The sequence below is a fragment of the Pseudomonas sp. 21LCFQ010 genome, from assembly GCF_024129905.1.
GTDB lineage: Bacteria > Pseudomonadota > Gammaproteobacteria > Pseudomonadales > Pseudomonadaceae > Aquipseudomonas.
In genome coordinates this window covers 26,922-39,413 of record NZ_JAMYDZ010000010.1, presented here as the reverse complement: position 1 = coordinate 39,413, position 12,492 = coordinate 26,922, and the positions used below count along the sequence as shown (strand labels likewise).

At 61.2% G+C, this 12,492-nt stretch carries 12 protein-coding genes; 4 read left to right on the top strand and 8 right to left on the bottom strand.

What is annotated here, in order from left to right:
* Nucleotides 1-4: 4 nt before the first annotated feature.
* The 5 genes from NJC38_RS13600 to NJC38_RS13580 all read right to left on the bottom strand — a co-directional run bounded on the left by NJC38_RS13600 (nt 5) and on the right by NJC38_RS13580 (nt 5,848).
* Nucleotides 5-958 carry a copper resistance protein B gene (locus NJC38_RS13600; protein WP_253115159.1) on the bottom strand — a complete coding sequence of 318 codons (954 nt, stop codon included), beginning with the start codon at nt 956-958 and terminating at the stop codon, nt 5-7.
* An 11-nt stretch (nt 959-969) separates the two neighbouring features.
* Nucleotides 970-2,709, bottom strand: coding sequence for a copper resistance system multicopper oxidase (locus NJC38_RS13595; protein WP_253115158.1), 1,740 nt, complete (start codon nt 2,707-2,709; stop codon nt 970-972).
* A gap of 105 nt (nt 2,710-2,814) precedes the next feature.
* Nucleotides 2,815-3,180, bottom strand: a complete 366-nt coding sequence (locus tag NJC38_RS13590; protein WP_045489033.1) for a YajD family HNH nuclease — start codon at nt 3,178-3,180, stop codon at nt 2,815-2,817.
* 49 nt (nt 3,181-3,229) lie between these two features.
* Nucleotides 3,230-3,703 (bottom strand): cyclic nucleotide-binding domain-containing protein, encoded by a 474-nt coding sequence (locus tag NJC38_RS13585; RefSeq protein ID WP_253115157.1) that lies wholly within the window; start codon nt 3,701-3,703, stop codon nt 3,230-3,232.
* A gap of 90 nt (nt 3,704-3,793) precedes the next feature.
* Nucleotides 3,794-5,848, bottom strand: a complete 2,055-nt coding sequence (locus tag NJC38_RS13580) for a S9 family peptidase (protein WP_253115156.1) — start codon at nt 5,846-5,848, stop codon at nt 3,794-3,796.
* Between the two features lie 102 nt (nt 5,849-5,950).
* Here NJC38_RS13580 and NJC38_RS13575 point away from each other — a divergent pair, with 102 nt between their 5' ends.
* The 3 genes from NJC38_RS13575 (at nt 5,951) to NJC38_RS13565 (ending at nt 7,858) form a co-directional block, all read left to right on the top strand.
* Complete coding sequence (locus tag NJC38_RS13575) at nt 5,951-6,433, top strand: MFS transporter (RefSeq protein ID WP_253115155.1); 483 nt, start codon at nt 5,951-5,953, stop codon at nt 6,431-6,433.
* A gap of 67 nt (nt 6,434-6,500) precedes the next feature.
* Entirely contained in the window at nt 6,501-7,283 is a 783-nt protein-coding gene (locus NJC38_RS13570) for a class II glutamine amidotransferase (protein WP_045489041.1), read from the top strand.
* A 50-nt stretch (nt 7,284-7,333) separates the two neighbouring features.
* Nucleotides 7,334-7,858, top strand: a complete 525-nt coding sequence (locus NJC38_RS13565) for a DUF2937 family protein (RefSeq protein WP_045489043.1) — start codon at nt 7,334-7,336, stop codon at nt 7,856-7,858.
* 129 nt (nt 7,859-7,987) lie between these two features.
* Here the strand turns inward: NJC38_RS13565 and NJC38_RS13560 are convergent, their stop codons facing one another.
* Genes NJC38_RS13560 through NJC38_RS13550 form a run of 3 tightly spaced genes read right to left on the bottom strand, consistent with a single transcriptional unit; the run spans nt 7,988 to nt 11,146 of the window.
* Complete coding sequence (locus NJC38_RS13560; protein WP_253115154.1) at nt 7,988-9,166, bottom strand: VWA domain-containing protein; 1,179 nt, start codon at nt 9,164-9,166, stop codon at nt 7,988-7,990.
* 15 nt (nt 9,167-9,181) lie between these two features.
* Nucleotides 9,182-10,027: a MoxR family ATPase gene (locus tag NJC38_RS13555; RefSeq protein WP_253115153.1), complete on the bottom strand. Its 846-nt coding sequence runs from the start codon at nt 10,025-10,027 to the stop codon at nt 9,182-9,184.
* A 48-nt stretch (nt 10,028-10,075) separates the two neighbouring features.
* Nucleotides 10,076-11,146 carry a DUF748 domain-containing protein gene (locus NJC38_RS13550; protein ID WP_253115152.1) on the bottom strand — a complete coding sequence of 357 codons (1,071 nt, stop codon included), beginning with the start codon at nt 11,144-11,146 and terminating at the stop codon, nt 10,076-10,078.
* A gap of 145 nt (nt 11,147-11,291) precedes the next feature.
* Between NJC38_RS13550 and cysK the strand changes: the two genes are divergently transcribed.
* Entirely contained in the window at nt 11,292-12,266 is a 975-nt protein-coding gene (gene cysK / locus NJC38_RS13545) for a cysteine synthase A (RefSeq protein WP_045489054.1), read from the top strand.
* The last annotated feature ends 226 nt before the right edge of the window (nt 12,267-12,492 follow it).

Genomic DNA, 12,492 nt, shown 5'->3' with positions numbered 1-12,492 from the left:
AGATTCAGAACCACAGCCGTACCCCCAGCACCAGCCGTGTTTCACTGCGCGCTTCACCCTCAGCCCTGGCGTAGTCAGCGCTATTGCCGTAGCGATGGTTCCAGGTCACGCCGATATAGGGCGCAAACTCGCGGCGGATCTCATAGCGCAGGCGCAAACCCAGTTCGCTGTCGGCAAGACCTGCACCGACCCCGCGTTGCTCATCGTTGCTGGCATACAGGTTGACCTCTGCCGAAGGCTGCAGGATCAGCCGGTTGGTAATCAGCAAGTCGTACTCGGCCTCCAGGCGTAGCGCAGCCTGGCCGCCTTCGCCGATAAACGCCGTAGCTTCGGTTTCCAGCCCGGACAGCGGCATGCCCTGAATCCCGAACGCCGCCCAGGTTTGCGCGGCACCGGGCTTGAAGTCCTGACGTATGCCACCCAGCAAATCCCACCAGGGCGAAATTGAATGGCCCCACAGCGCCTGTACTTCGGCGTGCTCGGTACGCCCTTGACTGCGTTCGCCCTCGCTGCGTAACCACAACCGGTCGATGTCCCCACCGACCCAGCCGTCGACATTCCAGGCCAGCGCACTGCCGTGTTCGCCATCCTGCCGTTCGAGCCTGTCCAGCAACACCTGGTGATTCCAGGCGTTGTCGTGCATCTGGTGCCCTGCCGGGTGCTGGTACACCGCCGCCCGGTCAGCGTCGGTCAGGGGCGGGACTGGCGAGGCAACGGCGGCTGGCATTGAATGGCCGCTGTGTGTGCTCATGTCGTGGCCTGCGTGACCCTGATGAGCATCAGTGGCGGGCGCAGGCGCGTGTCCTGCATGCTCGTCTAGCGGCTGGGCGTGCATGGCAGGGTCCGCCATGGCGCCGTGGCTGGAGTGGTCCATATTGTGACCGGTGCCTTGCGCGGCCAGCGCGACCGGGCTGAACAGCAGGCTGGTGGTCAATAGCAGGGCAGGGCGGCGGCTCATGTGCGTCAGGCTCATTCTTGTACCCTCACTTCGCGGAACATGCCGGTCTCCATGTGGTACAGCAGGTGGCAGTGATAGGCCCAGCGGCCCAGCGCGTCGGCAGTCACCCGGTAGCTGCGCCGCGTGCCGGGCGGCATGTCGATGGTGTGCTTGCGGACCATGAAGCGCCCGTGCTCGTCCTCCAGATCGCTCCACATGCCATGCAAGTGAATGGGGTGGGTCATCATGGTGTCGTTGACCAGCACGATACGCACCCGCTCGCCATACCTGAGCAACAAGGGTTCGGCGTCGGAAAACTTCACACCATTGAACGACCAGGCGAATTTTTCCATGTGCCCGGTCAGGTGCAGTTCAATGCTGCGGCCTGGCTCGCGGCCATCGGGGTCAGCGAAGCGGCTGCGCAGGTCAGCGTAAGTCAGCACCCGTCGGCCGTTATCGCGCAGGCCGATACCTAGATCATCCAGCTTGGCCGTTGGCTGGGTGGTCTGCATATCAACCAGCGGATTGCCCTCTTCGCTGGCGGGGTGTTCGATGGGTTGCGAACCGCTGCCATGCTGCATGCCCGGCATCGCTGGCATGGCGGCGTGATTCATTTGGCCATGGTTTATCTGGTCATGGCCCATGCCCGCATGGCTCATGTTCATATCGGCCATGCCCAGCAGTGGCCGTGGGTCCAACTGCGGCACTGGCGCACGCAGCCCCGGCTGGCTGGCCAGCGTGCCGCAGGCAAAGCCGCTGCGGTCCATGGCCTGGGCGAACAGGGTATAGGCGGGGGCCTGTGGCTCGATGATCACGTCATAGGTTTCTGCCACGGCGATACGCAGTTCATCGACGGTCACGGGTTCGACATGCAAGCCATCGGCGGCAACCACGGTCATTTTCAGGCCCGGTATGCGCAGGTCGAAGTAGCTCATGGCCGAGCCGTTGATCAGCCGCAGGCGGACCTTTTCGCCGGGCGTGAACAGCCCGGTCCAGTTCATGTCCGGTGCCTGGCCGTTCATCAGGTAGGTGTAGGTCGCGCCGCCGACATCAGCGATATCGGTGGGGTTCATGCGCATCTGCGCCCACATTTTCCGATCGGCGACAGTCTGGCTCCAGCCGTGCCGGCCGACGTCGTCAATGAAGTCGATCAGGGTGCGTTTCTGGCGATTATAGTAATCGCCTTGCTGCTTGAGTTTCTTCAGCAGCGTGGCAGGTTTCTCGTCGGTCCAGTCAGTGAGCATCACCACATGCTCACGCTGGTACTCGAACGGCTCGGGTTGCCTGGCATCGATGATCAGCGGCCCGTAGACCCCGGCCTGCTCCTGTAACCCGGAGTGGCTGTGATACCAGTAGGTGCCGTTCTGGCGCACCTTGAAGCGGTACTCATACATGCCGTCAGGGGCGATTCCGGCAAAACTCAGGCCCGGTACACCGTCCATATTGGCTGGCAGGATGATGCCGTGCCAGTGAATGGAGGTCGGTTCTTGCAGCCGGTTACGCACGCGCACCGTCACCGTATCGCCCTCACGCCAGCGCAACAGCGGGCCGGGCAAGCCGTTATTGATGGTCAGTGCGGTACGCGGTCGGCCGGTGATGTTCACCGGCGTTTCACCGATGAACAGCTCGAATTCGGTGCCGTTCAGTTCCAGCGGCTGCTGATTGCCGACCGCAGCGGCCCGCAGCGGCGCAGGCAGCAGGCCCAGCCCACCCAGCAGCCCGCCGGCGGCCAGGCCCTGAACGAACGTACGTCGTGAAGTCTTGAAAGGCATCGCAGTAGAAGTCCCATGCATCGATGGGCGTGAAGATGCCATAACGCACTGCGGCGGGTGATTACATTTACGTCAGGTGAAAAAGCATGAGTGGCTGTGCAGCGCTCACTCATCCTTCTTCATCAAGCCTGCCAGCGCCGCAAACGGGTTATGCGTGGCCTTGGCGATTTTCGGTGTGCTCAGTGAGTCTTCGCTGAAGTACTGCTGGTCGGTGTATCGCGCATGTTCGTTGTCATGGCAGTACAGGCACAGCAACTCCCAGTTCGAGCCGTCCTGCGGGTTGTTGTCGTGGTTGTGGTCACGATGGTGCACCGTCAGCTCGCTCAGGCGCTTGCCGGAAAACTCCCGGGCGCAGCGCCCGCAGACATGCGGGTACATGCGCAGGGCCTTGTCACGGTAGCCTTTTTCCCGTTCGCGCTGGGTTTCGGCGAGGATGCGGTCCAGTTTGGAAGTGTTCGACGGCGTGCTCATACAATGGCCTTGCTGCAGGTGTGGAATACGCCGTCAGTCTATCAGGCTGTCAAACCTGCTGTGCAAGCAACTGCCCATCGACCATGCGCAGCCGCCTGGACAATGAAATCGCCAATGCGCGAATAATCTTTGCCGCAATCTTCGGCGCCTCCTCGATCATCTTGTCCAGCGAGTCACGCCCCAGGGTCAGCAACTGGCAGTGGCTGGCAGCGATGCAACTGGCCGAGCGACGTTCGCCATCGAGCACGGCCATTTCGCCCAACGCCCGGCCGCGGCGCAGGCTGGCGATATCCACCGCCTGGCCATCGGGGTTGAGTTTGCGCACCACCACGCTGCCTTGGTCAATGATGCACATGAAGGTTCCGGGGTCGCCTTCATTGAAGATGACCTGGTCCTTGTCGAATTCAGTGATGCTGAAATAACCGGCGACGCTGGCCAACTCGCTGGATGACACGGAATCAAACAGCCCGCAGTCGAGCAGCATGGTGTGAATCGCGGTGTTCATGTTGGACGGTTCAGGCATGATTCGGTCTTGTTCTGATTGGTTTACGCTCACGGTCAACGCTTGTCGCAGCCAGGCGCCCGATGACGGTCTGGCTGCGAAGCACGGCTATCAACCTGCCAGGTTAAGCACTTTGAACACGAAACCGTACTCAAGTGCCACATCCCGCAGGCCCTGATAGCGGCCGCTCATGCCGCCATGGCCGGCGCCCAGCTCGGTCTTGAGCAGCAGCAGGTTGTCGTCGGTCTTGTGCTCGCGCAACCGCGCCACCCACTTGGCTGCCTCCCAGTACTGCACGCGGCTGTCGTTGTAACCGGCGATCACCAGCGTCGCCGGGTAGGCCTGGGCCTGGACGTTTTCATAAGGCGCATAGGCTTTGATCCGCTCATACACTTGCGATTCTTGCGGATTACCCCATTCGTCGTATTCGGTGACGGTCAGTGGCAGCTCCGGGTCGAGCATGGTGTTGAGCACGTCGACAAACGGCACTTCGGCAATTGCCGCACGGAAAAGTTCAGGGCGCTGGTTGAGTACCGCGCCGATCAACAACCCGCCAGCGCTGCCGCCGCTGATCACCAGTTGCCCGGCACGGGTCAGGCCTTTGTCGATCAGGTGTTCGGCGCAGGCAATGAAGTCGCCGAAGGTGTTGTGTTTGTGTTCCTGCTTGCCGGCGCGATACCAGGCTTCGCCCAGCTCGCCGCCGCCACGCACGTGGGCGATGGCAAAGGCTACGCCGCGGTCGAGCAGGCTCAGGCGGGCATGGGAAAACCACGGGTCGAGGCTCGCGCCGTAGGCGCCGTAGCCATACAGGTAAACCGGCGTCGGCTGGCCCAGGCAGTCACGGCGCACCACCAGGCTGATCGGCACTTGAGTGCCGTCGGCGGCGGTTGCCCACAGGCGCTGACTCACATAGGCATCGGCATCGAACTCGCCGAGTACCGGGGTCTGCTTGAGTACCTGTTGCTGGCCGTTGTCCAGTTGCAACTGGCGTACCTGAGACGGGCGGTTCAGTGACTGGTAGCGCAGACGAATACGGTCGCTGTCGAACTCCAGGCTGTCCTGCACGTACAGGCTGTAGGCGGCATCAGGCAACTGCACGCGGTAGGACGGCAGGTTCTGCGGGCGCACCTCGATCACTGGCAGGCCGCCTTCACGCAGGCTCAGGGTGATGGCTTTGGCATTGAGGGTCACGCCATTGAGCATCACTGTTTCGCTGTGGGGCACCAGCGGCTGCCAGTCGGCGCGGGCTGGAATACCGGTGGCCGGTGCCTGGTAAAGCGCGAAGTTGATACCGTCCTGGTTGCTGCGAATGAACCAGGTCCATTGGCCATCGAGCAGGCCATGGTCGACGTCATATTCGTGGCCTTCGACCCGTGGTGCCAGGCAAGTGAACGCCTGCGCTGGCTGATCGGCGTCCAGTACCCAGGCTTCGCTGGTGGTCTTGCTGCCCAGTTGCAGCAGCAACTGGCGCTCCGAGCTGCTGCGTGCGCATTGCAGGAAAAAGCGCCCGTCCGGCTCGCAAAACACCTCCTCGGCATTTGCCTCGCCCAAACGATGGCGATGGAGCTTCCAGGGTCTGTGGGTGTCGTCCAGCGTTGCGAAGAACAGGGTCTGGCTGTCATTGGCCCAGGTCATGCTCCCGTCGCAGTCCTCGAAGGGCAGGCTGTGCACCTCGCCGCTGTCCAGTTCCTTGACGAACAACTGGTAGATCTCATCGCCCGAGGTGTCCAGGCTGTAGGCCAGACGGCGGTGGTCAGGGCTGATGCTGAAGCTGCCCAGCGACAGGAAACCGCCGTTGGCCAGTACGTTCGGGTCCAGCAACAGCTGTTCGCTGGGTTCGTCTGCCTGATGGGAGCCGTCGGCCGGGCGTGCGCAGCGGTAATGCCGGGCATATTCGTCGCCGGCGGTGGTGCGGGTGTAATACAGGTACGGGCCCCAGGGCGAGGGCAGCGAAAGGTCGGTCTCCTGGATGCGCGCTTTGATTTCTTCAAACAGCGCCTCGCGCAGAGCCTGTTGGTCGCCTAGCTGTGCATCGGTATAAGCGTTTTCGGCTTTCAGGTAATCGAGTACTTCAGTGCTGTCGCGCTCTTGCAGCCAGACATAAGGGTCCTGGCCATCGGCCTTACGGGCTACAGGGGCGCTGGCGCAGGTAGTAGGTGAAGTCATGCCGGGCTCTCCTGGATAAAACGTGGTTCACATGCCGGACGCGCCGGGGCCGTGAAAAGCCGTTATCATAAGCGTCTATTTGACTGGCTGACCACGCACCACATGACTGAACATGACTATCTGATCGCTTGGGGTCTCTACGCCGTTGCCGCATTGGGCTGCCTGCTGGTGCTGTTTGTAATGACCGGCTGGATGTGGCGCTACCTCAAGGAGCCGCTGCGGGTGATTGGCGCGGTGCTGCTGTTTACCCCGACCGTGGTTGATCCGGCACGTGATCTTTACGCGCCGGCGGTGGCCATTTCGGCACTGGATCTGCTGTTCAAGGTGGGCAGCAATGTCTGGACTGCAGTGCTCGACCTTGCCATGTACGGTCTGTGTGCGTTCATTGCTTACCTGGTGTTCGTGCTGGTGCGCATGCCCATCGAAAAAAGCCGCAAGGCACGCCAGGAGCAGCTTGAAGCCCGCAAGCAACAGGCCGCTGCGCAGGATGATGAGGACGATGAGCCGTTCGGCAAGAGTGAGCCTTACGCCCGCAGCCCGGAACCGGCGCCGACGCTGCGCACCCGGGTCGAGCCGCGGCTGTAACCTTTCGCTTCGTGGGGGCGCCGGCTGTACGCCTGCGCAGGCAATGTTTTGAAGCGAGTACCTGAACATGTGTGAACTGCTGGGCATGAGTGCCAATGTCCCGACTGATATCGTTTTCAGCTTTACCGGCCTGATGCAGCGCGGCGGCCGCACCGGTCCGCACCGTGATGGCTGGGGCATCGGTTTTTATGAGGGGCGCGGCCTGCGCCTGTTTCAGGATCCGGCGGCCAGCAGCGAGTCGGAAGTCGCGCAGTTGGTACAGCGTTATCCGATCAAGAGCGAAGTGGTGATCGGCCATATCCGCCAGGCCAACGTCGGCAAAGTCTGCCTGTCCAACACGCACCCGTTTGTACGTGAACTGTGGGGCCGGAACTGGTGCTTTGCCCACAATGGCCAGCTGGCGGATTTCAATCCGCAGCACAGTTTCTATAGGCCGGTGGGCGATACTGACAGCGAAGCGGCGTTCTGCGACCTGCTTAACCGCATTCGCGAGGCGTACCCTGAGCCCGTGGAAATCGAGCAGCTTTTGCCAACGCTGGTAGAGGCCTGTAACGAGTACCGTGGCAAAGGGGTATTCAATGGCTTGCTGAGTGATGGCGACTGGCTATTTTGCTTTTGTTCCACCAAGCTGGTGCACATTACCCGACGGGCGCCATTTGGCCCTGCGCGGTTGAAGGATGTCGATGTGATCGTCGATTTCCAGGCTGAAACAACGCCCCACGACGTGGTCACCGTGATCGCCACCGAAGCCTTGACCGAGAATGAGACCTGGACCGGTTACGAACCGGGCCAGTGGGGGCTGTGGCGCAAGGGGGAGTGTGTAACCCACGGCACCACCGCAACACCGTAATACCTGCTTTGAACGACCGACCCGCCAAAAAATCAAAAAGAGGGATATCGATGCTGCGTAGTTACCTGCGACTGGTTCTGTTCACCACCGCACTGTTGTTCGGCGTCCAGGCGCCAGGGTTCATCAGTGATTACAGCAAGCGGGTCGAGGCGCACCTGATCGAGGCGCAGCAGGCGATCAAGGGCTTCAAGGCGACCGCGCAGCAGTTCTTCAACGGTGACATTCAGGCACTGATCCAGCACTACCGCAACAGCGAAGACCCGGTATTTCGCAACGACGCCAGCAACATCGAAAACCTGCTCAGCCGCACCCAGGTACTGGAACGTCAATGGCTGGGCCTGCAAGGCTCCATGGCCGGCAAAGCCTGGCACGTCGCGACTGCCGCCGACCCTGACATCCGCCGCGAAACCCTTGATGGCTACACCTGGCAACTGCTGCTCACCCCCGTGGTGATCGGCTGGGGTATCGCCAGCGCGGTCATCCTCACCTTCCTGGTTGAAGGCCTGTTCCTGCTGCTGGGCTGGGTGGTCAACGGCGGCCGGCGCAAACCGAAAATGCGCGCCGAGTGGCGTTGAGCAAAACGCTGGTGATTGTCCGCAGGAGATCGCCCGCCGCCTCGGCGCCGCGCTGTCGCGCAGTAAACACGGCCCCGTAGGAGCGGCTTTAGCCGCGAAGGCTTCCCGGCTGAACCGTATCGGCCGCTCTTACTTGGCTAAATAACGAATCCCTTCCTCCAGCCCTTCCAGGGTCAGCGGATACATCCGCTGTTCCACCAGGTCGCGCACAATGTGCGTCGAGGTGGTGTAATCCCAGACATCCTTCGGGTAAGGGTTGATCCACACCAGCTTTTTGAACTTGCTCATGAACCGCTGCATCCACAAATGGCCCGGCTCCTCGTTCCAGTGTTCGACGCTGCCACCGGCATGGGTGATCTCATAAGGTGCCATGGACGCATCACCGACGAAGATCACTTTGTAATCGGCGCCATAGGTATGCAGCACGTCCTGGGTGGCGATGCGCTCGGCATTGCGCCGCTGATTATCCTTCCACAGCGTTTCATAAACGAAGTTGTGGAAATAGTAATACTCCAGGTGCTTGAACTCGGTCTTGCACGCCGAGAACAGCTCTTCGCAAACCTTCACATGCGCATCCATCGAGCCGCCAATGTCGAACAGCAACAGCAGTTTCACGGCGTTGCGCCGCTCCGGGCGCATCTGGATGTTCAGCAGTCCCGCATCGCGCGCGGTGTGTTCGATAGTGCCATCGAGGTCCAGCTCTTCGGCCGCCCCCTCACGGGCGAACTTGCGCAGCCTTCGCAGTGCGACTTTCAGGTTGCGGGTGCCCAGCTCGACCTGATCATCGAGGTTGCGGTACTCGCGTTGGTCCCAGACTTTGACCGCCTTGCCCTGACGCTGCCCGGCATCGCCCACCCGGATGCCTTCGGGGTGATAGCCTCCGGAGCCAAACGGGCTGGTGCCGCCGGTGCCGATCCACTTGTTGCCGCCAGCGTGGCGCTCTTTCTGTTCGGCCAGGCGCTGCTTGAACGCCTCCAGCAGTTTGTCCAGGCCTCCGAGTGACTGGATCTGCGCCCGCTCTTCAGGCGTCAGCGAACGTTCGAATTCCTTGCGCAACCAGTCTTCGGGAATCAGCGCCTGCAGCGCATCATCAAGATCCTGCAGGCCATTGAAGTAAGCGCCAAAAGCCCGGTCGAACTTGTCAAAGTGGCGCTCGTCCTTGACCAGAATGGTGCGGGCCAGAAAGTAGAACTCGTCGATATCGGCAAACACCACACGTTGTTGCAGGGCCTCGATCAGGTCCAGCAGTTCGCGCAACGACACCGGTACTTTTGCGGCACGCATTTCGTTAAACAGATTGATCAGCATGGCGAGGGCCTTTGTTCAGCGGTTGCCGCGCCGGCTCATGAACGCCAGGCGTTCGAGCAATTGCACATCCTGCTCGTTCTTCACCAAGGCACCGGCCAGCGGTGGAATGGCCTTGGTCGGATTGCACTCGCGCAGCACTTCTTCGCCAATCTCGTCGGCCATCAACAGCTTCAGCCAGTCGACCAGTTCCGAGGTCGAGGGCTTCTTCTTGAGGCCCGGCACTTTGCGCACATCGAAAAACACATCCAGCGCTTCGCTGACCAGGCTTTGCTTGATGTTCGGGAAGTGCACATCGACGATCTTTTGCAGTGTCTGGCGGTCGGGGAAGGCGATGTAATGGAAGAAGCAACGGCGCAGGAAGGCGTCGGGCAGTTCCTTCTCGTTATTGGAGGTAATGATGATGATCGGCCGGTGCCGGGCCTTGATGGTCTCGTCGGTCTCGTAGACGTAGAACTCCATGCGGTCGAGTTCTTGCAGCAGGTCGTTAGGGAACTCGATATCGGCCTTGTCGATCTCGTCGATCAGCAGAATCACCCGCTCGGGTGCTTCGAAGGCTTCCCAGAGCTTGCCCTTTTTCAGGTAGTTGCGCACGTCGTGAACCTTGTCCACGCCCAGTTGCGAGTCGCGCAGGCGGCTGACCGCATCGTACTCGTACAAGCCCTGATGGGCCTTGGTGGTGGACTTGATGTGCCAGGTGATCAGCCGTGCGCCAAAGGATTCGGCCAACTGCTCGGCCAGCAAGGTCTTGCCGGTGCCTGGCTCGCCTTTGACCAGCAACGGTCGCTCCAGAGTGACGGCGGCGTTGACCGCCAGTTTGAGGTCGTCGGTGGCGACGTAGGTGGCGGTGCCTTCGAACTTCATCGTTGATGGATCCTCGTAACCCGGGCAAAGGGATGAATATAGCCTGTATCACTGCGCATCGGTGCCTTCATATCGGGCATTGAAGGCCTGGATAAAGCCATTGCGCAAAATCCCCCAGAACGCCTGCAAGCCACTGATGTTCTGCTGCTTGACGCTGCCGGACAGCGCTACACGGGTCGCGAACTGGTTCTTTTGCTGGTTTTTGAGCACGGTTTCACTGGCGCCGACCAGGGCCTCCCAGACCGAGCGCAACAAGCCCTTGTTCTGGTTCTCGACGTCCTGCTGCCAGTTGAACACCTCGACGTCGCGCAGCAAGGGCTTAATGTAGCCGTCCAGCCGGCCGTCGACCGCCTGGGCTTCGATGACCAGATCGCCGTGCCCGGCGTTGAAGTCGAACTTGCCATAGGCCGAGGCAAAGTCGTTCATGCGTTTGAGCTCTATGCCGGTGGCGCGCAGACGAAAGTCAAAGTCCTGAAAGTTGTTCATCGGATCGAACGTGGCGGTGCTTTCAAGGCGGGCGCTCTGCAACAGCCGGGCCTTGCCTTCGAAGCGTGCGTCCCGAGGGCCCTGCAGGTCGACCACGTTGGTCAGGTTGTACAGGCTGGCGTTGACCTGATCGACCTCGATACGCACTTTCGGGGTGGTACTGAAGTTATTGAAGGTGATCTGGCCGTTATCGATGCGCAACTCGTTGAGGGTGAACGGCAGGACTTTATCCAGTTGCGCCCGCCAGTCGGTGCCCTGACCGGTCTGCGAAGCGCTGCGGTCTTGGCCGCCGTCGACGAAGTTGAGTTGCGGTTCGCTGAAAATCACCTCACCGACCACGGCATGATCCTGCCACAGCGAGCGCCAGCTTATGGCCAGTTCGATCAGCGGCGCCTGCAGAAACGGCACCGGCACTTTGCCGTCGACCTTGACGATCTGCAGCGCCTTGATCCGATAGGCGCCGCGCCACCAGGCCAGCTCGACATCGGCGATGCGGCCACGGTAATCGCCCATGTCTGCCAGCTTGTCGTTCAGGTAGTCGCGCACCAGATAAGGCAGGGCCAGGTGCAGGGCCAGCAGCAGGCTGGCCAGACCGGCCAGGGTCCATAATGGCCAGCGGTAGCGACGTTTCATGGTATTGGCCTCGAAAAGACGGTTAACAGGCTGTTGAGAGTTGACTGCCGTCAAGATCAATCGTTTCGCTGTGACTGGACGCAAAACAGCCTTGCGCATAGGCTGTTGGGTCTTTCTCAAATGCCTTTGCAACAAGGACACCGTCATGAGCCGGATCTATGCAGACAATGCCCACTCCATCGGCAATACGCCGCTGGTGCAGATCAACCGGATAGCGCCGCGCGGCGTGACCATCCTGGCCAAGATCGAAGGTCGCAACCCTGGCTATTCGGTCAAATGCCGGATCGGCGCGAACATGGTCTGGGACGCCGAGAGCAGCGGCAAACTCAAGCCGGGCATGACCATTGTCGAACCGACTTCCGGCAACACCGGCATTGGTCTGGCCTTCGTTGCGGCGGCGCGGGGCTACAAGCTGATCCTGACCATGCCGTCCTCCATGAGCCTGGAGCGCCGCAAAGTGCTCAAGGCGCTCGGTGCAGAGCTGGTGTTGACCGAGCCTGCCAAGGGCATGAAAGGCGCGATTGCCAAGGCTGAAGAGTTGCTGGCGGCCAACCCCGGCGAGTACTTCATGCCGGCGCAGTTCGACAACCCGGCCAACCCGGCGATTCACGAGAAAACCACCGGCCCGGAAATCTGGGCTGATACCGACGGCGCGATCGACGTGCTGGTCGCGGGTGTTGGTACCGGCGGCACCATCACCGGCGTCTCGCGCTACATCAAACAAACCGCTGGCAAGCCGATCCTGTCGGTGGCGGTCGAGCCTGAGACCTCGCCGATCATCGCCCAGGCGCTGGCTGGTGAAGAAATCAAGCCGGCCCCGCACAAGATTCAGGGCATCGGCGCCGGGTTCATCCCGAACAACCTCGATCTGTCGCTGCTCGACCGCGTCGAGTCTGTCAGCGAAGACGAAGCCAAGAGCATGGCCCTGCGCCTGATGCAGGAAGAGGGCATCCTGTGCGGTATTTCCTGCGGTGCTGCCATGGCCGCTGCCGTGCGGCTGGCTGAAAAGCCCGAGATGCAGGGCAAGACCCTGGTGGTGATCCTGCCCGACTCGGGCGAGCGCTACCTGTCGAGCATGCTGTTCAGCGACCTGTTCACCGACCAGCAATTGCAGCAGTGAGTTTCTTGCCGGTCGGTCAAAGGTTTATGATGGCCGACTTGTTAAGTGCTTGATGCGCTGAAGAACTTCTGGCCGGTGCGTACCGGCCTTACGACCAATACTGTTCAGTTAGACCGGTGGGAGTTGGCTTGCCGGAGTGCCGGACCACAACGAAGACGGCAGCACATTCGCAGCAGGTGCTGTGGCTTTACCGGCCTCTTCGCGAGCAAGCTCGCTCCCACCGGGG

What these genes read in the sequence shown, in the direction of transcription:
- NJC38_RS13600 (WP_253115159.1), bottom strand. Translation starts at nt 958, where the DNA reads ATGAGCCGCCGCCCTGCCCTGCTATTGACCACCAGCCTGCTGTTCAGC.
- NJC38_RS13595 (WP_253115158.1), bottom strand. Translation starts at nt 2,709, where the DNA reads ATGCCTTTCAAGACTTCACGACGTACGTTCGTTCAGGGCCTGGCCGCC.
- NJC38_RS13590 (WP_045489033.1), bottom strand. Translation starts at nt 3,180, where the DNA reads ATGAGCACGCCGTCGAACACTTCCAAACTGGACCGCATCCTCGCCGAA.
- NJC38_RS13585 (WP_253115157.1), bottom strand. Translation starts at nt 3,703, where the DNA reads ATGCCTGAACCGTCCAACATGAACACCGCGATTCACACCATGCTGCTC.
- NJC38_RS13580 (WP_253115156.1), bottom strand. Translation starts at nt 5,848, where the DNA reads ATGACTTCACCTACTACCTGCGCCAGCGCCCCTGTAGCCCGTAAGGCC.
- NJC38_RS13575 (WP_253115155.1), top strand. Translation starts at nt 5,951, where the DNA reads ATGACTGAACATGACTATCTGATCGCTTGGGGTCTCTACGCCGTTGCC.
- NJC38_RS13570 (WP_045489041.1), top strand. Translation starts at nt 6,501, where the DNA reads ATGTGTGAACTGCTGGGCATGAGTGCCAATGTCCCGACTGATATCGTT.
- NJC38_RS13565 (WP_045489043.1), top strand. Translation starts at nt 7,334, where the DNA reads ATGCTGCGTAGTTACCTGCGACTGGTTCTGTTCACCACCGCACTGTTG.
- NJC38_RS13560 (WP_253115154.1), bottom strand. Translation starts at nt 9,166, where the DNA reads ATGCTGATCAATCTGTTTAACGAAATGCGTGCCGCAAAAGTACCGGTG.
- NJC38_RS13555 (WP_253115153.1), bottom strand. Translation starts at nt 10,027, where the DNA reads ATGAAGTTCGAAGGCACCGCCACCTACGTCGCCACCGACGACCTCAAA.
- NJC38_RS13550 (WP_253115152.1), bottom strand. Translation starts at nt 11,146, where the DNA reads ATGAAACGTCGCTACCGCTGGCCATTATGGACCCTGGCCGGTCTGGCC.
- cysK (WP_045489054.1), top strand. Translation starts at nt 11,292, where the DNA reads ATGAGCCGGATCTATGCAGACAATGCCCACTCCATCGGCAATACGCCG.